This is a genomic window from Bradyrhizobium sp. 521_C7_N1_3, from assembly GCF_052075975.1.
Taxonomy (GTDB): Bacteria; Pseudomonadota; Alphaproteobacteria; order Rhizobiales; family Xanthobacteraceae; genus Bradyrhizobium; species Bradyrhizobium japonicum.
The window spans coordinates 4981364-5002995 of record NZ_CP197232.1; the positions used below are offsets into that span (position 1 = coordinate 4981364).

17 protein-coding genes are annotated in these 21632 nt (G+C 65.2%); 13 read left to right on the forward strand and 4 right to left on the reverse strand.

Annotated features, from left to right (window positions below; genetic code table 11):
• Positions 1-6: 6 nt before the first annotated feature.
• From AB7008_RS22885 to AB7008_RS22920, 8 genes are all read left to right on the forward strand, one after another.
• Complete coding sequence (locus AB7008_RS22885) at positions 7-1503, forward strand: CoA-acylating methylmalonate-semialdehyde dehydrogenase (protein WP_028153395.1); 1497 nt, start codon at positions 7-9, stop codon at positions 1501-1503.
• A 118-nt stretch (positions 1504-1621) separates the two neighbouring features.
• On the forward strand, positions 1622-2767 hold the full coding sequence (locus tag AB7008_RS22890) for an isobutyryl-CoA dehydrogenase (protein WP_304493931.1): 1146 nt from the start codon (positions 1622-1624) through the stop codon (positions 2765-2767).
• Positions 2764-3831, forward strand: coding sequence for an enoyl-CoA hydratase/isomerase family protein (locus tag AB7008_RS22895; protein ID WP_441259566.1), 1068 nt, complete (start codon positions 2764-2766; stop codon positions 3829-3831). Before AB7008_RS22890 ends, AB7008_RS22895 begins: the two co-directional genes overlap by 4 nt.
• Positions 3832-3855: 24 nt before the next feature.
• Positions 3856-4752 (forward strand): 3-hydroxyisobutyrate dehydrogenase, encoded by an 897-nt coding sequence (gene mmsB, locus AB7008_RS22900; RefSeq protein ID WP_441261235.1) that lies wholly within the window; start codon positions 3856-3858, stop codon positions 4750-4752.
• The gene (locus tag AB7008_RS22905; RefSeq protein ID WP_304494629.1) at positions 4752-6467 is read left to right on the forward strand and encodes an AMP-binding protein; all 1716 of its coding nucleotides are present in this window, start codon (positions 4752-4754) and stop codon (positions 6465-6467) included. The genes mmsB and AB7008_RS22905 overlap by 1 nt, the downstream gene beginning before the upstream one ends.
• Complete coding sequence (locus AB7008_RS22910) at positions 6468-6947, forward strand: MaoC family dehydratase (protein ID WP_014495943.1); 480 nt, start codon at positions 6468-6470, stop codon at positions 6945-6947.
• A gap of 280 nt (positions 6948-7227) precedes the next feature.
• Complete coding sequence (locus AB7008_RS22915; protein ID WP_304493935.1) at positions 7228-8145, forward strand: SDR family NAD(P)-dependent oxidoreductase; 918 nt, start codon at positions 7228-7230, stop codon at positions 8143-8145.
• Complete coding sequence (locus tag AB7008_RS22920; RefSeq protein ID WP_441261236.1) at positions 8142-9362, forward strand: NAD(P)/FAD-dependent oxidoreductase; 1221 nt, start codon at positions 8142-8144, stop codon at positions 9360-9362. Before AB7008_RS22915 ends, AB7008_RS22920 begins: the two co-directional genes overlap by 4 nt.
• Positions 9363-9499: 137 nt before the next feature.
• On the opposite strand, the gene AB7008_RS22925 is transcribed toward AB7008_RS22920, so the two are convergent.
• The 3 genes from AB7008_RS22925 to AB7008_RS22935 are packed head-to-tail and all read right to left on the reverse strand — an operon-like array spanning position 9500 to position 12900.
• The gene (locus AB7008_RS22925; protein WP_304493937.1) at positions 9500-10579 is read right to left on the reverse strand and encodes a D-TA family PLP-dependent enzyme; all 1080 of its coding nucleotides are present in this window, start codon (positions 10577-10579) and stop codon (positions 9500-9502) included.
• A 3-nt stretch (positions 10580-10582) separates the two neighbouring features.
• Positions 10583-12394, reverse strand: coding sequence for an ABC-F family ATP-binding cassette domain-containing protein (locus AB7008_RS22930; RefSeq protein WP_028157671.1), 1812 nt, complete (start codon positions 12392-12394; stop codon positions 10583-10585).
• Between the two features lie 2 nt (positions 12395-12396).
• The gene (locus AB7008_RS22935; protein WP_304493939.1) at positions 12397-12900 is read right to left on the reverse strand and encodes a YaiI/YqxD family protein; all 504 of its coding nucleotides are present in this window, start codon (positions 12898-12900) and stop codon (positions 12397-12399) included.
• A gap of 107 nt (positions 12901-13007) precedes the next feature.
• On the opposite strand from AB7008_RS22935, the gene AB7008_RS22940 reads away from it, so the two are divergent.
• Together AB7008_RS22940 and AB7008_RS22945 are read left to right on the forward strand one after the other, a co-directional pair.
• Positions 13008-13808: a hypothetical protein gene (locus AB7008_RS22940; RefSeq protein ID WP_304493940.1), complete on the forward strand. Its 801-nt coding sequence runs from the start codon at positions 13008-13010 to the stop codon at positions 13806-13808.
• A complete protein-coding gene (locus AB7008_RS22945) occupies positions 13809-15248 on the forward strand; it encodes a DUF5107 domain-containing protein (protein ID WP_304493941.1) in 1440 nt (479 codons plus the stop codon).
• 57 nt (positions 15249-15305) lie between these two features.
• On the opposite strand, the gene AB7008_RS22950 is transcribed toward AB7008_RS22945, so the two are convergent.
• On the reverse strand, positions 15306-17678 hold the full coding sequence (locus AB7008_RS22950; RefSeq protein ID WP_441259567.1) for a xanthine dehydrogenase family protein molybdopterin-binding subunit: 2373 nt from the start codon (positions 17676-17678) through the stop codon (positions 15306-15308).
• 213 nt (positions 17679-17891) lie between these two features.
• On the opposite strand from AB7008_RS22950, the gene AB7008_RS22955 reads away from it, so the two are divergent.
• From AB7008_RS22955 to AB7008_RS22965, 3 genes are all read left to right on the forward strand, one after another.
• Positions 17892-18965 (forward strand): Ppx/GppA phosphatase family protein, encoded by a 1074-nt coding sequence (locus AB7008_RS22955; protein WP_304493943.1) that lies wholly within the window; start codon positions 17892-17894, stop codon positions 18963-18965.
• A gap of 1 nt (position 18966) precedes the next feature.
• Positions 18967-19659, forward strand: coding sequence for an RlmE family RNA methyltransferase (locus AB7008_RS22960; RefSeq protein ID WP_441259568.1), 693 nt, complete (start codon positions 18967-18969; stop codon positions 19657-19659).
• Between the two features lie 158 nt (positions 19660-19817).
• Positions 19818-21632 carry a hypothetical protein gene (locus tag AB7008_RS22965; protein WP_441259569.1) on the forward strand — a complete coding sequence of 605 codons (1815 nt, stop codon included), beginning with the start codon at positions 19818-19820 and terminating at the stop codon, positions 21630-21632.

The window sequence follows — 21632 nt, forward strand, 5'->3', positions numbered from 1 at the left end:
CATTCCATGCGTTCAATCGGACATTTCATCGGTGGCAAGGAGGTCAAGGGCACCTCAGGCCGGACGGCGGACGTATTCGAGCCGATGACCGGTGACGTCCAGGCCAAGGTGGCGCTGGCGTCCAAGGCCGAGGTCCGCGCCGCCGTGGAGAACGCCCGTGCCGCGCAGCCGGAATGGGCCGCGACCAACCCGCAGCGCCGGGCCCGCGTCATGATGAAATTCGTCGAGCTGGTGCAGCGCGATTACGACAAGCTCGCCGAGCTGCTCGCGCGTGAGCATGGCAAGACCGTGCCGGACGCCAAGGGCGACATTCAGCGCGGCCTCGAAGTCGCGGAGTTCGCCTGCGGCATCCCGCATCTGATGAAGGGCGAATACACCGAAGGCGCCGGCCCCGGCATCGACATCTATTCCATGCGCCAGCCGCTCGGCGTCGTCGCCGGCATCACGCCGTTCAATTTCCCGGCGATGATCCCGATGTGGAAGTTCGCTCCCGCCATCGCCTGCGGCAACGCCTTCATCCTGAAGCCGTCCGAGCGCGACCCCGGCGTGCCGATGCTGCTCGCCGAACTGATGATCGAGGCGGGCCTGCCGGCAGGCATCCTCAACGTCGTCAACGGCGACAAGGAAGCGGTCGACGCCATCCTGGACGATCCCGACATCAAGGCCATCGGCTTCGTCGGCTCGACGCCGATCGCGCAATACATCTACGAGCGCGCAGCCCAGACCGGCAAGCGCTGCCAGTGTTTTGGCGGCGCCAAGAACCACGCTATCATCATGCCCGACGCGGATATGGACCAGGCGGTCGACGCGCTGATCGGCGCCGGCTACGGCTCGGCCGGCGAGCGCTGCATGGCCGTGTCCGTCGCCGTTCCCGTCGGCAAGTCCACCGCCGACCGGCTGATGGAAAAGCTGATCCCGCGCGTCGAGTCACTCAAGATCGGCACCTCGATCGATCCGTCGGCGGACTACGGTCCGCTGGTCACGCGCGAGGCGGTCGAGAAGGTCAAGAGCTACATCGACATCGGCATCAAGGAAGGCGCTACGCTCGCCGTCGACGGCCGCGGCTTCAAGATGCAAGGCTACGAGAAGGGCTTCTATCTCGGCGGTTCGCTGTTCGACAACGTCACCAAGGACATGCGGATCTACAAGGAAGAGATCTTTGGGCCCGTGCTCTCGGTCGTGCGCGCGCACGACTACAAGGAAGCGCTGGCGCTGCCGTCGGATCATGACTACGGCAACGGCGTCGCCATCTTCACCCGCGACGGCGATGCCGCGCGCGACTTCGCGGCCAAGGTCAATGTCGGCATGGTCGGCGTCAACGTGCCGATCCCGGTGCCGATCGCCTATTACACCTTCGGCGGCTGGAAGAAGTCGGGCTTCGGCGATCTCAACCAGCACGGCCCGGACTCGGTCCGCTTCTACACCAAGACCAAGACGGTGACCTCGCGCTGGCCATCCGGCGTCAAGGAAGGTGCGGAGTTCTCGATCCCGCTGATGAAGTGATCTCCTCGGCCGTCATTGCGAGGAGCGTAGCGACGAAGCAATCCAGCATCTTTCCGCGGAGACAGTCTGGATTGCCTCGCTTCGCTCGCAATGACGAGAGAAAAATGAGCAGCCCGGCATGCAGTTCGCTCTGAACGAGGATCAGGTCGCGGTTCGCGACATGGCGTTGGCGTTTGCGGCCGAGAAGATCGCGCCGCACGCGTTGCGCTGGGACGAGGAGAAGCATTTCCCCGTCGACGTGATGCGCGAGGCGGCGACCCTCGGCATGGGCGGCATCTACATCCGCGAGGATGTCGGTGGTTCCGCGATGACGCGGTTCGACGCGGCGCTGATCTTCGAGGCGCTGGCGACGGGCTGTCCGACCACCTCGGCCTTCATCTCCATCCACAACATGGCGTCCTGGATGATCGATGCCTTCGGCAGCGGCACCCAGCGCCACAAATGGTTGCCGAAACTCTGCTCGATGGAGCTGATCGCGAGCTACTGCCTGACCGAGCCCGGCGCCGGCTCCGATGCGGCAGCGCTGCGCACCCGTGCCGTGCGCGACGGCGACCATTACGTCCTCAACGGCCAGAAGCAGTTCATCTCCGGCGCCGGCGGCACGGATCTTCTGGTCGCCATGGTCCGTACTGGCGGGGACGGCGCCGGCGGCGTCTCGACCCTCGTGATCGACGGCAACACGCCCGGCGTCTCCTACGGCGCCAATGAGCGCAAGATGGGCTGGAATGCGCAGCCGACCCGCGCCGTGATGTTCGAGAACGCGCGCGTGCCGGTCGCGAACCGGCTGGGCGAGGAGGGCATCGGCTTCAAGATCGCGATGGCCGGCCTCGACGGCGGCCGCCTCAACATCACCGCATGCTCGCTTGGCGGCGCGCAGACCGCGCTCGACAAGGCGCGCGCCTACATGAAGGAGCGCAAGGCTTTTGGAAAACGTCTCGACGAATTCCAGGCATTGCAATTCCGGCTCGCCGACATGGCGATCGAGCTCGAGGCCGCGCGCACCTTCCTGTGGCGCGCCGCCGCCGCGCTCGACCGCAAGGACCCCGATGCCACCATGCTGTGCGCGATGGCAAAGCGCTTCGGCACCGATGTCGGCTTCGAGGTCGCCAACCACGCGCTCCAGCTCCATGGCGGCTACGGCTATCTCAGCGAATACGGCATCGAGAAGATCGTGCGCGATCTGCGCGTGCATCAGATCCTCGAAGGCACCAATGAAATCATGCGGCTCATCGTGGCGCGCAAATTGATCGAGGGCGCGCGATGAGTTCAGTGGAGGAGGGCGATCTGGTCGCCCGCGTCGAGGGCGCGGCCGGCGTGATCCGGCTTAACCGCCCCAAGGCGATCAATGCCGTGACGCTGGAGATGTTTCGCGACATCGAAAAGGCGCTCGACCGCTTCGAGGCCGATCCCGCCGTCGCCGTGATCCTGCTGGAGGGGGCCGGCGTGCGCGGCCTGTGCGCCGGCGGCGACATCCGCACGCTCTGGGAAAGCTCCAAGGTCAACGGTGATCTCGGCAAGATCCTGTGGCGTGAGGAATACATCCTCAACGCCCGGATCAAGAGATTCCCGAAACCCTATGTCGCGTTCATGGACGGCATCGTGATGGGCGGTGGCGTCGGGCTCTCCGCCCATGCCAGCCACCGCGTCGTCACTGATCGTACCAGGCTCGCGATGCCCGAGGTCGGGCTCGGCTTCTTCCCGGATGTCGGCGGCACCTTTCTGTTGTCGCGCTCGCCGGGGGAGATCGGCACGTATTTCGGCCTGACCGGCCAGACCATGAACGGGCCGGACGCGATCCATGCGAGGTTTGCCGATGTCGTGGTGCCTGCCGCCAAATGGCCGGAGCTGCGCAACGCGCTGACCAAGGTTGGTCAGGGCGCGACCGCGGCCGATGTCAGCAAGCTCATCAACGGTTTTGCAACCGGTGAGACCGCGGGACCGGTCGCCGCGAAAGAGCCTGTTATCGACGCGCTGTTCGGCTTCGACCGCATGGAGGACATCGTCGCTGCACTCAAGCGCGACGGCTCCGAGTTCGCGCTGGCCACGTTGAAGACGCTCGGCGAGAAATCGCCGCGCGGCATGGTGGTGACGTTGAAGCTGCTGCGGCTCGCGCGCACGGCATCGAGCCTGGAAGAGTGCCTGGTGCGCGAGTATCGCGCCGCGCTGGAGGTCTTCCGCAGCGATGATTTCCGCGAAGGCGTGCGCGCCGCCGTGATCGACAAGGACCGCAATCCGACCTGGTCGCCGCCGCGGATCGAGGATGTGACACCGCAAATGCTTGCGCCGTATCTCGCCGAGATCGGCGCCGACGAACTGAAGTTCAACTAATCAACGAAACGTCTAGCGGAGGATATCGATATGGCCACGATCGCATTCATCGGTCTCGGCAACATGGGCGGCCCGATGGCGGCCAATCTGGTCAAGGCCGGCCACAAGGTGATGGCGTTCGATCTCGTGGAGGCCTCCCGCAACCAGGCCAAGGCCGACGGCGCCGCCATCGCCGAGAGTGCGTCGGGTGCGGTGAAGGGCGCCGATGTCGTCGTCACCATGCTGCCGGCCGGCAAGCACGTGCTCGGCGTCTGGGGCGAGGTTGTTCCCGCCATGGCCAAGGGCGCGCTGATCATCGACAGCTCCACCATCGACGTCGAGAGCGCGCGTCAGGCGCATGCGCTGGCGGACAAGCACGGCGTGCTCTCGGTCGATGCGCCGGTATCCGGCGGCACGGGTGGTGCCAAGGGCGCGACGCTCACCTTCATGTGCGGCGGCGAGGAGAGCGCGTTTGCGGCGGCAAAGCCGGTGCTGGAGAAGATGGGCAAGAAGATCGTGCATTGCGGCGGCGCCGGCGCAGGTCAGGCGGCCAAGATCTGCAACAACATGATCCTCGGCATCTCCATGATCGCGGTGAGCGAGGCCTTTGCGTTGGCAGAGAAGCTCGGGCTCTCGCATCAGGCGCTGTTCGACGTCGCCTCGACCTCGTCGGGCCAGTGCTGGTCGCTGACGACTTATTGCCCGGTGCCGGGCCCGGTGCCGACTTCGCCCGCCAATAACGATTACAAGCCGGGCTTTGCCTCGGCGCTGATGGTGAAGGATCTGACGCTGGCGCAGGACGCCGCGAAGGCCGCGGGCGCGGCCACGCCGCTCGGCAAGCATGCGCAGGAGATCTATCAGTCCTTCGATGCCGCCGGGCAGGGCGGGGTGGATTTTTCCGGAATTATCAAGCACGTTAGGGGGCTAGCCGGGAAAGCCTAATGACGACATTTCGGGACGCGCGCGCGTTTCTGCTAAAACACCGCACGGATTACGAGACAGCGGTCAAGGACTTCCGCTGGCCCGATCCGGTTCCCTTCAATTGGGCGCTCGACTGGTTCGACGAGCTCGCGAAGGATGCGGACGCCAAGGACCGGCCCGCGCTCTGGATCGTCGATGCCGCGCAGGACAAGCAAACCAAGCTGTCTTTCGCGGCGCTCTCGCAGCGCTCGAACCAGGTCGCCAACTTCCTGCGCGCGCAGGGCCTGAAGCGCGGCGACCACCTGCTGCTGCTGCTCGGCAACGTGGTTCCGCTGTGGGAGACGATGCTGGCGGCGATGAAGCTCGGCGTCGTCGTGATTCCCGCCACCACGCTGCTCACCGCGGACGAGCTGCGCGACAGGCTCGATCGCGGCAAGGCGAAGGCGGTGGTCGCGGCGCAAGACCAGGTTGCGAAATTCGCAAGTCTCGGTGCTGAGAATATCGTCCGCATCGTCGTCGGTGCGGCCTCCGATGGCTGGCTTGCCTATGACGAGGCGGCGGAGGCTTCGGAGAGCTTTGCGGCTGACGGTCCGACCAACGCCGACGACCCGATGCTGCTCTATTTCACCTCGGGCACCACGGCAAAACCAAAGCTCGTGCGCCACAGCCAGCGCAGCTATCCCGTCGGCCATCTCTCCACGATGTACTGGATCGGGCTGAAGCCCGGCGACGTCCATCTCAACATCTCATCGCCCGGCTGGGCCAAGCACGCCTGGAGCTGCTTTTTCGCGCCGTGGAATGCGGGTGCGACCGTGTTTGTGGTCAATCAGCCGCGCTTCGATGCCAAGGGTCTGCTCGCCACCATCGGCCGCTGCGGCGTCACCACGCTGTGCGCGCCGCCGACGGTATGGCGGTTGTTCATCCAGGAAAACCTTGCGTCGTTCAAGGTGAGCTTGCGCGAGGTCTGCGGCGCCGGCGAGCCGCTCAATCCGGAAGTGATCGACCAGGTGCAGGCGGCCTGGGGCCTGACCATCCGCGATGGCTACGGCCAGACCGAGACCACCGCACTGGCCGGCAACTCGCCGGGGCAAAAGATCAAGGTCGGCTCGATGGGCCGGCCGCTGCCGGGCTATCGCGTGCAGGTCAGTGACGCCGACGGCCATCCTGCGAAGGAGGGCGAGGTCGCGCTGGTGCTGGGGGCTGACCGTCCAGCCGGCCTGATGCAGGGTTATCAGGGCGACGACGGCAAGCTGTCGGGTGCGGAAGGCGCGCTCTACCGCAGTGGCGACGTCGTGTTCGCGGACGAGGATGGCTATCTCACCTTCGTTGGCCGTTCCGACGACGTGTTCAAATCCTCCGACTACCGCATCAGCCCGTTCGAGCTGGAGAGCGTGCTGCTCGAGCATGAGCTCGTCGCGGAAGCCGCGGTGGTGCCGAGCCCGGACCCGATCCGGCTCGCGATCCCCAAGGCCTTTGTGCTGCTGACATCAGGTGCGGAGCGCTCGCCCGAGACCGCGCTGTCCATCTTCAGGCATCTGCATACGCGCCTTGCACCGTTCAAGCGCATCCGGCGCCTTGAAATCGTCACCGAGCTGCCGAAGACGATCTCGGGCAAGATCCGCCGCGTGCAGCTCAGGCGGCTGGAGCGCGACGACGACCGCAACGATCCCCTGCGCGGTCGCGAATTCCGGGAAGAGGATTTTCCGGAACTGCCGAAAACACGGAGCGAGACCTAAGTGAACGAAGTCTGGAAGAAGCCGCCGATTTCCCTCGAAGCCTATCAGGCCATGGTCGGCAAAGAGATCGGCGTGTCGTCGTGGCACCTGGTCGATCAGCCCCGCATCGACACCTATGCCGACGTGATCGAGGATCACCAGTTCATCCATGTCGATCCGGAGCGCGCGAAGAAAGAGACCGCCTTCGGCACCACCATCGCCCACGGCTTCCTGACGATGTCGCTGCTGTCGATCATGTCCTACGAGGTGATGCCTGTCATCGCCGGCACCACGATGGGCGTCAATTACGGTTTCGACAAGCTGCGCTTCATCTCGCCGGTGCGCTCGGGCAAGCGCGTCCGCGGCCGCTTCGTGCTGGCCGAAGCCAAACTGCGCAAGCCCAACGAGTTGCAGTCCCGCACCAACGTCACGGTGGAGATCGAGGGCGAGGACAAGCCGGCGCTGGTCGCCGACTGGCTGGGGTTGATCTATTTCGCGTAGGCGCAGTCGGGCTTGACCCGGCAACCCATCGCTGCTCAAAAGCTGTCCAAATCTCGTGCGGAGCGCTGTTACCCTCTCCCCCTGTGGGAGAGGGTGGCTTCGCGGAACGCGAAGCCGGGTGAGGGGGATCTCTCCACGAGCTCGGCTGCCGAGAGATACCTCTCATCCGGCGCCGTAGCCGACGCTACGCGTCGGCGTCTATTTTAGGTACGGCGGCCGTGGGCCGCCTATGCCACCTTCTCCGACAAGGGGAGAAGGGAAGAAAGCACAAGGACTCACAATGGCAATCAGGTTCGACGGACGTGTCGCCATCGTCACCGGCGCGGGTAATGGCCTCGGACGCGCGCATGCGCTGGGGCTGGCCAGCCGCGGCGCAAAAGTCGTCGTCAACGATTTCGGCGGCGCGCGTGACGGCAGCGGCGGCTCGTTGTCGCCGGCCGAAGCCGTCGTCGAGGAGATCCGCAAAGCCGGCGGCACCGCGATGGCCGACCGCGCCGACGTCTCCAATTTCGAGCAGGTCACCGCCATGGTCGAGCGCGCCACCAAGGAGTGGGGCAGCGTCGACCTGATGTGCGCCAATGCCGGCATCCTGCGCGACAAGTCGTTCGGCAAGATGGAGGCCGCCGATTTCCAGAAGGTGCTCGACGTGCATCTCGTCGGCACCTTCTATTGCTGCAAGGCGGCCTGGGCCGGCATGCGCGACCGCAATTACGGCCGCATCGTGCTGACGACCTCGTCCTCCGGCCTCTACGGCAATTTCGGCCAGGCCAATTACGGCGCGGCCAAGTCGGGCATGGTCGGCCTGATGAACGTGCTGGCGGAAGAAGGCCGCAAGAACAACATCCGCGTCAACATCATCTCGCCGACCGCGGCGACCCGCATGACGGAAGAGCTGCTGCCGCCGCAGGCGCTGCAACTGATGAAGCCGAACGCGATCACGCCCGCTGTCGAATACATGCTGAGCGAGGACGCGCCCACCCGCACCATCATGGGCGCCGGCGCCGGCTCCTTCGCCGTGATCAAGATTTTGGAGAGCGAAGGCATCAACCTGCCGGAATCCGAATGGACGCCGGACGCGGTCGCCGCGCATTTCGCCGAGATCAGCGACATGTCGAAGGCGAAGGCGCTGCAGGGCGCGTTCGAGCAGACGCAGAAATACGTGGCGCAGGCCGCGGCACGGGCGGGGATCAAGCTCTGACTGACGTCGCCGTCATCGGTGCCGGTCCCGCCGGGCTGATGGCGGCGGAGGCGCTGGCGCAGGGTGGCGCCCGCGTCACTGTCTATGATGCGATGCCGTCCGCCGGTCGCAAATTCCTGATGGCCGGCCGTGGCGGGCTCAATCTCACCCATAGCGAGCCGCTGCCGGATTTCATGCCGCGTTACCGCGAGGCGGCGCCGATGCTGCAAGCGGCGATCGCGGCGTTCTCGCCCGATGCGCTCCGCACCTGGAGCGCGGCGCTAGGAGAGCCGACCTTCGTCGGCAGCAGCGGGCGTGTGTTTCCAAAGGCGTTCAAGGCCTCGCCCTTGCTGCGCGCCTGGCTGCGGCGCCTCGATGCCGCCGGCGTACGGTTCGCGTTTCGTCATCGCTGGACCGGATGGGACGGTGAGGGACGGTTGCTATTTCGCACCAACGATGGGCAACGGCCGATCGAAGCCAAGGCCACCGTCCTCGCGCTCGGCGGCGCAAGCTGGCCGCGACTGGGATCGGATGGCGGCTGGGTCGATATCCTTGCCGCAAAAGGTATTGCGATCTCGAAGCTGCGGCCGGCCAATTCCGGTTTCACGGTCGCATGGTCCGATGTGTTCCGTGACCGTTTCGAGGGCCAGCCGCTCAAGGGCGTGGCGCTGACGATCGGGGCGCATACGGTCCGCGGCGAAGCCATGATCACGCGCAGCGGCATCGAAGGTGGCGCCATCTACGCGTTGTCGGCCGAGTTGCGCGAGGCGGTGCTGGGTCTCGGGCAGGCGACGTTGACGATCGCATTGCGGCCCGAGCTCGACGAGGCCTCGCTGACCACGCGGCTATCAGGCACGCGCGGCAAGCAATCGCTGGCGAATTTCCTGCGCAAGGCGGCGCAGCTGTCGCCGGTCGGCATCGGCCTGATGCAGGAGGCCGCCATCGCATCCGGCCGGCCGCTGGCGTTGTTCTCGCCGGCGGAGCTTGCGAAGCTGATCAACGCCATTCCGGTTCAGCTCACCGGCGTTGCCCCGATCGAGCGCGCCATCTCGACGGCGGGCGGGGTGACCTTCGACGAGCTCGATGATCACTTCATGCTGCGCAAGCTGCCCGGCGTCTTCGCCGCCGGCGAGATGCTGGACTGGGAGGCGCCGACCGGCGGCTATCTGTTGCAGGCGTCGTTTGCGACGGGTGCTGCTGCGGGCAGGGGTGCGCTGGAGTGGCTAAATCGTTCATAGAACGCCGCCGCCTTCGAAGCCTCCGCTGCGCTTCGGCACCTCAGGGTGACGGCTACGAGAGAGCGTCATCCTGAGGTGCGAATGGCGCGATGCAAGGCATCGCGCCGGGAGCCTCGAAGGATGCGCGGGTACTCCGCCTACCGCAGCTTTCCGCGCGCCGCCACGGGCAGCGTGCCGATGATCTCCTCGCCGCGCACCATCACGACCTCGTCCATCATGTTGACGACGACGCAGACATGATTGGGCACGATGCGGACGACGTCGCCGACATTGGGGCGCGTGTTGCTGCGCGAGAGGTCGAGGAAGCCGTGTTCCTCGGCGAAGCGCGCAATTTTGGCCTCGGGGTGCTCCAGGATCAGGCCGTGGCCGTCGAGGCCGCCGGTGTCCGTCGTCAGCGTCTTCGAGCCGGCGTCCAGAATGCCGCGCTCGGGCGCGGCTCGGCTGACGACCGTCGAATAGATGTGCAGCGCGCAGTCGTCCCAGGTGGCGACGCCGGCGGCGACCTGCATGCGGTCGTTGTAGATATAGGTGCCGAAGCGATGCTCGGTGCCGCCCTTGAGCTTGCCGATGTTGACGAGGTTCGGCGTGCCGCCAGTCGAAACGATCTTTGCATCGAGCCCGTGCGCGCGCACGCCGGCCAGCGCCTCGTCGTAGAATTTCTGCGCCTCAGTCCAACCGGTCTCGGTCGGGTACAGCATGAAGCCGGCGAATTCGAGCCCCTTGGACCCGGCGATCTCGCGGGCCAGCGCAATCGCCTCAGCCGGGGTCTCGACGCCCGCGCGCTTGCGCCCCGTGTCGCATTCGACCACGACCGAAAGCGGACGACCCGAGGCTGCGGCTGCCTTGGGCAGGCCGGCGACGACCGTCGAATTGTCGGCGGCGACCGTCATGTTCGCCTTCGCCTGCAGCGCGCCCAGGCGTGCCATCTTCTCTTCGCCGAGCAGATTGTAGCTGATCAGGATGTCGTCGATGCCGGCATTGGCCATGATCTCAGCCTCGCCGAGCTTCTGGCAGGTGATGCCCTTGGCGCCCGCCGCGACCTGCAGCTTGGCGATCGTCGGGTTCTTGTGCGTCTTGATGTGCGGACGGTTGGCGACACCCGCATCGTCGCAGGCCTTCTGGATCCGCGCGATGTTGCGCTCGACCCGGTCCATGTCGATGACGGCGCAGGGAGTGCCATATTCACGGGCGATTTTTGCGGCGAGGGGAGTGGTCATAAGTTATGCCTGTTCAATCTCTTCGCGGAGCATTTCCAGTTCGAGCCAGCGCTCTTCGGCGGCTGACAATTCGTCGTGCGCCTTGGCGATGGCGGCGGAGGTGTCGTCGAATTTCTTGCGGTCTTTGGTGTAGAGATTGGGATCATCGAGGAAGCGCTGCAGCTTGGCAATGTCGGCGTGCAGGGTCTCGATCTTCTTCGGCAGCGTTTCCAGCGCGTGCTTCTCGTTGAAGCTCAGCCGCCGTTTTGCCGTGACAGGCGGAGCAGCCAGCCGCTCCTCTTTCTTCTCCACGGGGGCTTGCGCCTTCGTGGTCTCTCGCTTGAGGTCGGCACCGCGCTGCGCCAGCATGTCGCTGTAGCCGCCGGCATATTCGGTCCACTTGCCGTTGCCTTCCGGTGCGATCACTGACGTGACGACGCGGTCGAGGAAGTCGCGGTCGTGGCTGATCAGGATCACCGTGCCCTCGTAGTCGCCGAGCATGTCCTCGAGCACGTCGAGCGTCTCGAGGTCGAGATCGTTGGTCGGCTCGTCCAGCACCAGCAGGTTCGAGGGTTTTGCCAGCGCGCGGGCCAGCATCAGCCGGCCGCGCTCGCCGCCCGAAAGCACCTCGACGGGCGTGCCGCGCTGCTCCTGGGCGAACAGGAAGTCCTTCATATAGCCGACCACATGCTTCGGTTTGCCGCCGACCATGATCTGGTCGCCACGGCCGCCGGTTAGCGCCTCGGCCAGCGTCGACTTGGGATCGAGGCTTTCGCGGTGCTGGTCGAGCGTGGCCGTCTCAAGATTGGCGCCGAGCCGCACGATGCCGGAATCAGGCTCCGCGCCGCCGGTCAGCAGGTTGACCAGCGTGGTCTTGCCGGCGCCGTTCGGTCCGACGATGCCGAGCCGGTCGCCGCGCTGGATGCGGGTGGAGAAATTATCGACGATCACACGGTCGCCAAACGCCTTGGTGACGCCCTTGGCCTCGATCACCAGCTTGCCGGATTGCTCGGCTTCCGCCGCGGCCAGACTGGCGGTGCCCGCCGTGCCGCGATAATTGCGCCGCTGGTCGCGCAGCGCATGCAGATTGCCGAGCCGCTTGACGTTGCGCTTGCGGCGGCCGGAGACGCCGTGGCGCAGCCAGTGCTCCTCGTCGACGATCTTGCGGTCGAGCTTGTGCTGGTCGCGCTCCTCCTCGGCGAGCACTTCGTCGCGCCAGCTCTCGAACGAGGCAAAGCCACGATCGATCTGCTTGATCTTGCCGCGGTCGAGCCACGCCGTCGAGCGCGAGAGATTGGTGAGGAAGCGGCGGTCATGGCTGATCAGCACCAGCGCGCTGCGGCGGCTGTCGAGCTCCTTTTCCAGCCATTCGATGGTGGAGAGGTCCAGATGGTTGGTCGGCTCGTCCAGCAGCAATATGTCGGGCGAGGGCGCCAGCACGCGAGCCAGCGCGGCACGGCGGGCCTCGCCGCCGGAGACGTTGGCCGGGTTCTCGTTGCCGGTAAGCCCGAGCTGCTCCACGAGGTAGCGCGCCTGGTACGGATCGTCGCCGGGCGCCAGGCCCGCCTCGACATAGGCGAGCGTGGTCTTGTGATCGCCGAAATCCGGCTCCTGCGGCAGATAGCGAACCGTGGCGCCCGGCTGCACGAAGCGCGTGCCGCCGTCGGGCTCGACGAGGCCGGCCGCGATCTTCAGCAGCGTCGACTTGCCCGAGCCGTTGCGGCCGATCAGGCAGACGCGCTCGCTCGGCGCGACGTTGAGCTCGACGCCGCTCAGCAGCGGCGTGCCGCCAAAGGTGAGCTTGATGTCCTTGAGTTGGATCAGGGGCGGCGCCATGACTAGCCTTGATTCACATTCTGGCTCGTCGCGGCCTGGTCGGCGCGGCGGCGCTGGATCCGGCGCAGCGTCTGGTCGAGCGCGGAGAGGAACGCGGAGCGGTCGCGCGGCGCGAACGAGCGCGGCCCGCCGGTGACCTCGCCGGCCGAGCGCAGATCCGTCATCAGATTGCGCACCGCCAGCGTCATCCCGATCGACTCTTCCGTGAACGGCTTGCCGTTCGGTGCGATCACGTCGGCGCCCGCTTTCACGCAGCGGCTTGCCAGCGGAATGTCTGATGTCACGACGACGTCGCCCGGCTTGGCCCGCTCCGCGATCCAGTCGTCGGCGGCATCCATGCCGGCGCCCGCTGCAATCCGCTCAATGAGCGGATCCTGGGGCACGCGAATAAAATTGCCGGCAACCACGCTCACGGGCACGCCGTGCCGGAGCGCGACGCGGTAGATCTCGTCCTTCACCGGGCAGGCGTCGGCGTCGACATAGATGCGGGTGGGGGTGTCAGTCATTCGCCGCGTGGTAGCCCATTCGGGCCGCAAAGGCGAGGGGATTGACCGGTGTTCCCGGGGGCCTACGATCGCCCCCGAAACAACAAGAATTCAGGGAAAGGCCCGCCATGCCGAACCGGCTCGAAACCTACCGCGTCGAGGCCTACAACACCGCCAAACAGTCCGAAAACAAGATGCATGACGACACGGTGGCGCGCCGCTTCGGCTTTTCCGGCGGGCTGGTCCCCGGCGTCGACGTCTTCGCCTACATGATGCACGTGCCGGTGGCCCGCTGGGGCCGCGATTTCCTCACGCGCGGTCTGGTCGAGGCCCGCTTCATCAAGCCGGTCTATGACGGCGAGACCGCCGATGTCGATGCGACCGAGCACAATGGCCTGCTCACGATCGAGGTGTTCAGCCGCACCGAGCTGTGCGCGACCGGAACGGCGTCGTTGCCGGCGGCTGTGCCCACGGTCTCGCTGGGCGGCTATGTCGCGGTCCCCGCCGTGGCCGAGCGCAAGCCGGTCGGTCCGGCGACTTTCGAGACCGGCAAATGGCTGGGCACGATGCCGCGCCGCTGGGCCGGGACGGACGCGACCGATTATCTCGCCGACATCAGGGAAACCGATCCGATCTTCGCGCGCGAGGGGCTCGGCCATCCCGGCCTGATCCAGCGCGTGATGAACCGCGTCCTCGTCGACAACACCATTCTCGGCCCGTGGATCCATGTCGGCAGCCGCATGCAGCTGCTGTCGGCCGCGCGCGCCGGCGACGAGATCACCGCGCGGGCAAAAGTCACCGCGAACTACGAGAAGAAGGGTCACCGCTTCGTCGAGCTCGACGCGCTGGTCGTCGCCAACGGCACGACGCCGCTGGCGCACTGCCAGCATACTGCGATCTACCAGCCGCGCGAGCAGGCGGCGGCCTGAATGCCGGTTGAGGTCTCCTTGCGTGCCCTCGTTTGTTTTGGAATAGCACTCCTTTTGTCGCTCCATGCGCCTTGCGTCGTCCATGCCGGACCGGTGTCCGATAGCGTGTCGCTCAGCGAGCAGACGACGACGTGGAGCACCGTCAAGTTCGCCGTCGATGCGGAGAATGGCTTTGTCAGCGGGTCGCTCGACAAGAGCGTGATCGTCGAACGCAGTTTCAAATCCTACGTGCTCGAGAATCGATATCTGAGGGTAACGCTCGTGCCCGAATTCGGAGGGCGTATCCTTTCCATGGTCTACAAGCCGACCGGCCACGAGCAGCTCTATCGGACAGAAGTCGGAGTGCCCTACGGCATGAAGGCCGGAAATTTCTACTACGACTGGCTGATGGTGTACGGCGGAATCTTTCCCACGTTCCCGGATGCCGAGCACGGCAAGACGTGGCTGAAGCCGTGGGCTTTCCGGGTGGTGAAGGAGGGCGCCGACGAAGTCACGGTCGTGATGTCGTTCCGGGACGACTTCGACTATTCCTCGCGGCCGAGCAAGTTCAGGGGCGCGACCGGCATCGAGGCGAACTACTACGTCACGCTGAAGGCCGATCGTGCCGCACTCGATGCGCGCGTGGTGCTGAAGAATCCGAACGACGAGGCTGTCCAATACGAGTACTGGACGTGCACGACGCTCGCTCCGGGATCGGAGCCGAAAAATCCCAGGGCAACGGGCGGCGCCGAAATCATCGCGCCGATCCGAACTTACACGACGCCCGCGTGGTCGGCCAATCTGGCAGACGGCGACGAGAGCGCGGGTGCGGGCAGGCGGCGCTTCGAAAACCTGCGTTACTTCAAGAACTGGCCAACGATGGGCATCGCCTATGCTGCACCAGATATGCAGGGCGGGAATTTCTGGGGCGTCATCAACCATGACAATGCAGAAGGGATCATTCGCATTGCGGACAATACCCTGACGCGGGGCTTGAAAATGTGGACATGGGGGTTTCCGTCGTTCACCGGCGAAACCGATGCCCGGAAGGATCCGAACGAGTGGCGGCCGTATGTCGAATTATGGGCGGGCGTGTCGGATCAGTTTTTCCACAGCGCAGACTTTCCCGCACGCAGCGAGGTGTCGATTCCGGAAACCTACAGCCCGACCCTCGGCATGAGCAACGTGACGCATGCAAACGAGAAAATCCTGATCAATTTCTCGGCCGAGGCGTCTCGCGCCGTTCTCGAGTTCTTCAGCGTCGAACCGGCCATCCCGTTGCTTGTCACGTTGAAACAGGGTGACACGGCTCTGTTCAGCGGGGTCGTGAGCGCCGATCCGAACAACGGAAATCGCATTTCGGCAGCGATTGCCGACGGCCGCAGCGGGGAAAAGATACGGCTAACGATCACGACGACGGAGGGAAAGGAGTTGATCGCCGCCGAAACGGCGATCAAGTGATCTCTTTCGGAATGCCGGTCGAAGCCCGCGGCGTTATCACGATCGCGGAACTCCCCCTTACGCCGCCTTGCCCTTCGCATCCTGGATCGCACGCCACACCCGCTCCGGGGTCAACGGCATGTCGATGTGCTTGATGCCGTAGTCGGAGAGGGCGTCGAGCACCGCGTTCACCACCGTCGACAGGCTACCGGCGCAGCCGGCTTCGCCGCAGCCCTTGCTGCCGAGCGGATTGGTCGTGGCCGGCACCGGGTGATCGCCGACCGTCATGTTCGGAACGTCCTCGGCGCGCGGCAGCGCGTAGTCCATCAGCGAGCCCGTGATCGGCTGGCCGCTCTCGTCGTAGCGGACATGCTCCATCAGCGCCTGGCCGATGCCCTGGACGACGCCACCATGAAGCTGGCCCGCGACCAGCAACGGGTTGATCACCGTGCCGAAATCGTTGACCGCGCTGTAGCGCACGATCTGCACCACGCCGGTATCAGGGTCGATCTCGACCTCGGCGACGTGGCAGCCGTTCGGGAACGCCGAGGGCACCGGCTCGCTGGTATGGTCGACGTCGAGGCTGTCGGGCACGCCGTCCGGCACCTTGCCGTCATGCAGCTTCCTGGCGAGCTCCATGATGTCGATGCTGCGATCGGTGCCGGCGATGGTGAAGCTGCCGTCGGCGAACTCGATGTCGGCCTCTGAGGCCTCCAGCATGTGCGCGGCGGCGCGCTTGCCCTTCTCGATCACGAGCTTGGCGGCGCCCACGATCGCCATGCCGCTCGCCGTGATCGAGCGCGAACCGCCGGTGCCGTTGCCGGTGTGGACGATGTCGCTGTCGCCCTGTACCAGCTTGACGCTGTCGAAGGGGACGCCGAGCTGCTCGCACACCACCTGCGCGAACGGCGTGGCATGGCCCTGGCCGTAATCGAGCGTACCGGTGATCAGCTGCACGCTGCCGTCAGCATCGAACACGATCTTGCCGAGTTCGGGGCTCGGCGGCGCGGTGACCTCGAGATAGGAGCCGACGGCGATGCCGCGCAGCTTGCCGGCCTTCCTGCTCTCCTTCTTGCGCTTGGCGAAGTTCTCGTGGTCGGAGATTTCGAGCGCCTTGTTGAACACCGCCTGGAAGTCGCCGCTGTCATAGGTGACGCCGGAGGAGGCCGGGAACGGCATCTGGTTCGACTTGATGAAGTTGCGCTTGCGCAAGGTCAGCCGGTTGATGCCCATCTCGTCGGCGGCGCGGTCGATCAGCCGCTCCATGTAGTAGTTCGCCTCGGGCCGGCCGGCGCCGCGATAGGCGCCCATCAGCGTGGTGTTGGTGAGCACCGTCTTGATGTCGACGGCCATCAGCGGCGTGCGGTAGACGCTCGAAAAGTTCTTGCCGGTGTTGAGCGAGAGCGGCCCCGGCGCGACGCCGGTGATGTAGGCACCGAGATTACCGTAGCCTTCAAGCTTTGCCGCGAGGAAATGTCCTTCGGCGTCGAGCGCCAGCTCGGCATGGATTTTCTGTGCACGGCCGTGGCTGTCGGAGAGGAAGCTGGTGGAGCGTTCGTCCAGCCACTTCACCGGGCGACCGAGCTCCTTGGCCGCGTACAGGATGCACATGTATTCGGGGTAATTGACGTTCTTCATGCCGAAGGAGCCGCCGACATTGGCGGTGAGGACCCGGACCTTCTCGTTCGGCACCTTCAGGTTCTTGGCGAGGTTGGCACGGTTGCCCGCGACGCCCTGCGTCGGCATCTGGATGGTGTAGCGCTCGGTCTCCTTGTCGTAGGAGGCGAGCCCCACGCGCGGCTCCATCGAGACGACCGCGACACGGGTGTTCTCGATGTCGACCTTGGTGACATGGGCTGCACTGGCGAAGGCCGCGTTCACCTTGTCGATGTCGCCATAGTGGTAGTCGAGCGCGACATTGTTGGGGATGTGGTCATAGAGCAGCGGGGCACCGGGCCTGGCGGCTTCCTCGGGATCGGTCACCGCCGGCAGCGGCTCGATATCGAGCTCGACAGCTTCGGCGGCGTCGCGCGCCTGCGCCAGCGTGTCGGCGACCACGAAGGCGACCGGATCGCCGACGAAACGGACCTTGTCGGTCGCCAGCGGCTGCCGGTTGGTCTGGAGCAGGGGGGAGCCGTCGCGGCTCTTCAGCGGTAGGCCACAGGTGAAGGGGCCATAGCCGGCGGCATCAAGGTCCTTGCCGGTCCACACCCCCAGCACGCCCGGCATCGCCCTGGCGGCGTCGGTACCGATGCCGCGGATGAGCCCATGGGCATGGGTGGAGCGGACGACCACGGCGTGGGCCAGGCCGGGCAGGTTGAAATCGTCGGTGTAGCGGCCCTTGCCGCGCACCAGCGTATCGTCTTCCTTGCGGCGGACCGGCTGCCCGACGCCGTATTTTTGCAGTGCAATAGCGTTTTCGAGCGTGGACGATTTGGTGTGTTCTTGCATGGAATTAACCTGAAAAGCCGGCAATCGCGCGTTTTGGGGGGGCGCCTGGGGGACCGGACCCTCCAAAAATAGCCCACGGTCCCGTTCACGACAACGCACGAATGGGCATGGTCCCATGTGATGCGTTGTTGCGCAGGCTTGCCGCGCTGCTAATGTTTCAGGCGAAAAAGCAATTCCAGAACGGCCCCATCGGGCCGCGGAAAGACAATTTGTATGAATGACCACACGCGGCTCCGCGACGGCCATGCGCCGCACGGTGGGCTGGAGGGGTCGATGGCGGCGGTGGCGTTAGCCCCCGAACCGGCCGTCGCCGCGCAATCGCCGGGAACCGGCGTCTATGCGGCGCTGGACCTCGGCACCAACAATTGCAGGCTCCTGATCGCTTGTCCGACCAGCGACGGCTTTCGCGTGGTCGATTCCTTCTCGCGCATCATCCGGCTCGGCGAGGGCGTCTCGGCGACCGGCTGCATCAGCGAGGCCGCGATCGAGCGCGCCGTGGCCGCGCTCAGCATCTGCCGCGACAAGATCAATCTGCGCAAAGCCAAGCGGCTGCGGCTGATCGCGACCGAAGCCTGCCGGGCCGCCTCGAATGCGGAAGGTTTCCGCAGCCGCGTCGCGGCCGAGACCGGCATCGAGCTCGAGGTGATCGACCGCGAGACCGAGGCCTCGCTTGCCGTGCTCGGCTGCGCGCCGCTGGTCGACCCCCGGGGCAGGGGCGCGATCCTGTTCGACATCGGCGGCGGCTCGACCGAGCTGGTGCGGATCGAGCGCGATCCGCAAAATCCGGAGCCCCGCATCAAGGCCTGGATGTCGATCCCGCTGGGCGTCGTGACGCTGGCCGAGCAATTCGGCGGCCGCGACGTCACGCCGGAAATCTATGCCGCGATGGAGCAGGAGGTCGCCAACCACGTCGCGCCGTTCGCCGAAGCGCACGGTCGCGATCTCGTTGATATGCACCTGCTCGGCACCTCAGGCACGGTGACGACGCTTGCCGGCATCCATCTCAACCTCGCGCGCTACGACCGCCGCCGCATCGACAGCATCTGGATGAACGATTCCGACATCACCGCGACCATCAGCAAGCTGCTCGGCATGAGCTACGAAGAGCGCGCCAACAACAGCTGCATCAGCGTCGAGCGCGCCGATCTCGTGCTGGCCGGCTGCGCCATCCTCGATGCTATCCGCCGCGCCTTTCCGCTGCCGCGCCTGCGCGTCGCCGACCGGGGCCTGCGCGAAGGCATGCTGGTCGAGATGATGCGCGAGGACGGCGCGCTCAGGAGCTGGTGAGATGGCCAAGGACACCACCGGCCGCTTGCACGTCCAGGTCAAGACCGGCGGCAAGCGCAAATTGTCGTCGAAGCTGTGGCTGGAGCGGCAGCTCAACGATCCCTATGTCGTCAAGGCGAAGGCGCTCGGCTATCGTTCGCGGGCCGCGTTCAAGCTGCTCGAGATCGACGGCAAATACCGCCTGCTCAAACACGGCATGGCCGTGGTCGATCTCGGCGCTGCGCCGGGCGGCTGGAGCCAGATCGCCGCCAAGCGCGTCGGCTCGGTCGACGGCAAGGGCAAGGTCGTCGCGATCGACCTGTTGGACATGCCCGAGATCGCCGGCGTCGACTTCGCGCAGCTCGACTTCATGGACAACGACGCACCCGCGAAGCTCACTGCGATGCTCGGGGGCGGCGCCGACATCGTGATGTCCGACATGGCCGCCAACACCACCGGCCACCGCAAGACCGACCAGCTCCGCATCGTCGGCCTGATCGAGACGGCGGCCGCATTTGCCTGCGACGTGCTGAAACCGGGCGGGGCATTCCTGGCCAAGACGTTCCAGAGCGGCGCCGACGCCGATCTGCTCGCCCAGCTCAAGCGCGATTTCGCGACGGTGCGGCATGTGAAGCCGGCTGCGAGCCGACAGGATTCGTCGGAGCGCTATGTGTTGGCGACGGGGTTTCGCGGCGGGCAGCCGATCCCGGACTGACGTGTCACGCTCACATCAACATAACATTCACATCGATAACATCTTGGGCTGATAGATCTGTCACTTGCAATTTAAGCGAGTGAGATCAATCCATGCAGTGCCTAACTCGACAACGCTTGCGCGTTTGCAAGCATCGCCTTTCCCTTGCCTCGGTCTGCTTGCTGACGTTGGCGTCGCTCGGCCTTGCTTCGGCAACGACGTCCCGTGCAGACACGTCGATCGTTGTCAGCACGCAGACGCCTTACAATATCGGTCTCAGCGGCAACGACGATCTCGGCGATCTCAAGAAGATCTACCAGAGCGCGAACAGTCCGTCCGAGCAGGCTCTCGACCAGTTCAACCAGATCATCACCGATACCGGCATGAAACGGACGCGCCTGCTGCTCAGCGATGTCTATTGCGATGTCGATCAGACCGGGGACGTGTTCGGCTACACCAAGGACGGCGTTTTCCATCCGGGCGACTGCCAGCCTCTGGGCTGGCATCTTGAGTGGGCCCTGGGTCGCGGGCTCTCGCCTCACGTGGCGGTCGCGGCCTTCATGCCGCCGCGCCTGGTGCAATATGGACCTGGCGAGAGTTGGGATGCGAACGGACCGGCTCCGGCACTCTTCCAGAAATACGCCAACGCTCTCGTGCGCTATATCGCGAAGAAATCGTTCGACGGCGGGGCGTCATCCGTCATCTTCGAGGTCAGCAACGAGGCTGATATCGCCGATACAGCCCCCGAGAACTGGAGCGACACCAATCCATCCGCCTATACGCTCAAGCCATTGGGGTCATGGGGCCGTTGGCTGTGGTGGATGGACCCGGCCAAGTATGTCCTCAATCAGTGGCCCCCGCTGCAATCCCACATGATGTCCAATGCCCAAGACCCGACTTTGTCTTACCCCTACCAGCTCGATGCGCGCCGTCTGCCCAGGCAGCTCCTGCCGGTTCAGAAGGTCTTCTCGCAGGCGATCGTGAACATCAGAAACGAACTCGCCGCCAACCAGAGCTATAACGGCAAGACGCTGGAAATGGCCGGGCCGGCCCTGGTCGGACTGAGCTTCAACTATTATCCGGCGGAGCATCTTCCGACGCTGGAGGAAGTCTTCCTCGACCAGACCTTCAATCCGCTGGCAGACACTTACTTGGCAAAATTCAACGCGCGGCTCGATCGTTTTTCGTTCCACTATTACGGCTCGACAGACGGCACCGGCGGTTTCGCGTTCTTCGACAATCTGGTCGACAAGGCCAAGGCCAAGCTGGCCGCCTTGAAGATGAACAATGCCAACATGCCCGACGTGAAGCTGTTCCTGTCGGAATGGGGCCCGACGGCCTACGAGGCGACCGACGTCAATTATTCGCACAAGGGGGCGGCCTGGACGGCGGCGTTCCTGTCAGAAGCCGTGAAGAAGAAGATATCGATGGGGTCTTACCTCATTATCGGCGACGGCCAGGGGGATCCGAACATCACACCTTTCCTCGGCCAGGCCAGCCTGCTGCACAAGGTGCCGCACGGAGATAACCCGGCCGACTACTACCCGAAGCCGGTCGCAAACCTCTTCAAGATGTACAACAAGATGTCGGGCCAGCGCGTGCAAGCCGCTCTCACCAGCGGGGCGGGCTCCCACCTCAATGCGTTCGCGACCTGGGACGGCGCTAACTCGATCGCGAACATCATGGTCTACAACTATGATCCGACACGTGTCTTCGGCAACAACACTTCGACCGAGACGCCGGAGGGGATTTCGCTTGAGGTCGATAACCTGCCGTTCAGCGACGGCTCGACCGTGACGATTGAGCGCTACCTGATCGATGCGAATACCAGCAACCTGGCCAAGTTCTATTCCGATCCGGCCCACCCCGATCCCAACCTGCAGAGGATATTGCTGCAGCGAACGATCAATGGCGGAAAGCTCGTCCTGACGGGCGACGCGCTGGGGCTGGGTGTCGTGCTCTACCGCATATTGCCGCCGACGGTGGTTCCCTAA

Excerpts from the sequence above, each read along its gene's own strand:
- AB7008_RS22890 (WP_304493931.1), top strand. The coding sequence starts at position 1,622 with ATGCAGTTCGCTCTGAACGAGGATCAGGTCGCGGTTCGCGACATGGCG.
- AB7008_RS22915 (WP_304493935.1), top strand. The coding sequence starts at position 7,228 with ATGGCAATCAGGTTCGACGGACGTGTCGCCATCGTCACCGGCGCGGGT.
- AB7008_RS22905 (WP_304494629.1), top strand. The coding sequence starts at position 4,752 with ATGACGACATTTCGGGACGCGCGCGCGTTTCTGCTAAAACACCGCACG.
- AB7008_RS22930 (WP_028157671.1), bottom strand. The coding sequence starts at position 12,394 with ATGGCGCCGCCCCTGATCCAACTCAAGGACATCAAGCTCACCTTTGGC.
- AB7008_RS22895 (WP_441259566.1), top strand. The coding sequence starts at position 2,764 with ATGAGTTCAGTGGAGGAGGGCGATCTGGTCGCCCGCGTCGAGGGCGCG.
- AB7008_RS22925 (WP_304493937.1), bottom strand. The coding sequence starts at position 10,579 with ATGACCACTCCCCTCGCCGCAAAAATCGCCCGTGAATATGGCACTCCC.
- AB7008_RS22940 (WP_304493940.1), top strand. The coding sequence starts at position 13,008 with ATGCCGAACCGGCTCGAAACCTACCGCGTCGAGGCCTACAACACCGCC.
- AB7008_RS22960 (WP_441259568.1), top strand. The coding sequence starts at position 18,967 with ATGGCCAAGGACACCACCGGCCGCTTGCACGTCCAGGTCAAGACCGGC.
- AB7008_RS22885 (WP_028153395.1), top strand. The coding sequence starts at position 7 with ATGCGTTCAATCGGACATTTCATCGGTGGCAAGGAGGTCAAGGGCACC.
- AB7008_RS22950 (WP_441259567.1), bottom strand. The coding sequence starts at position 17,678 with ATGCAAGAACACACCAAATCGTCCACGCTCGAAAACGCTATTGCACTG.
- AB7008_RS22955 (WP_304493943.1), top strand. The coding sequence starts at position 17,892 with ATGAATGACCACACGCGGCTCCGCGACGGCCATGCGCCGCACGGTGGG.
- AB7008_RS22945 (WP_304493941.1), top strand. The coding sequence starts at position 13,809 with ATGCCGGTTGAGGTCTCCTTGCGTGCCCTCGTTTGTTTTGGAATAGCA.
- AB7008_RS22935 (WP_304493939.1), bottom strand. The coding sequence starts at position 12,900 with ATGACTGACACCCCCACCCGCATCTATGTCGACGCCGACGCCTGCCCG.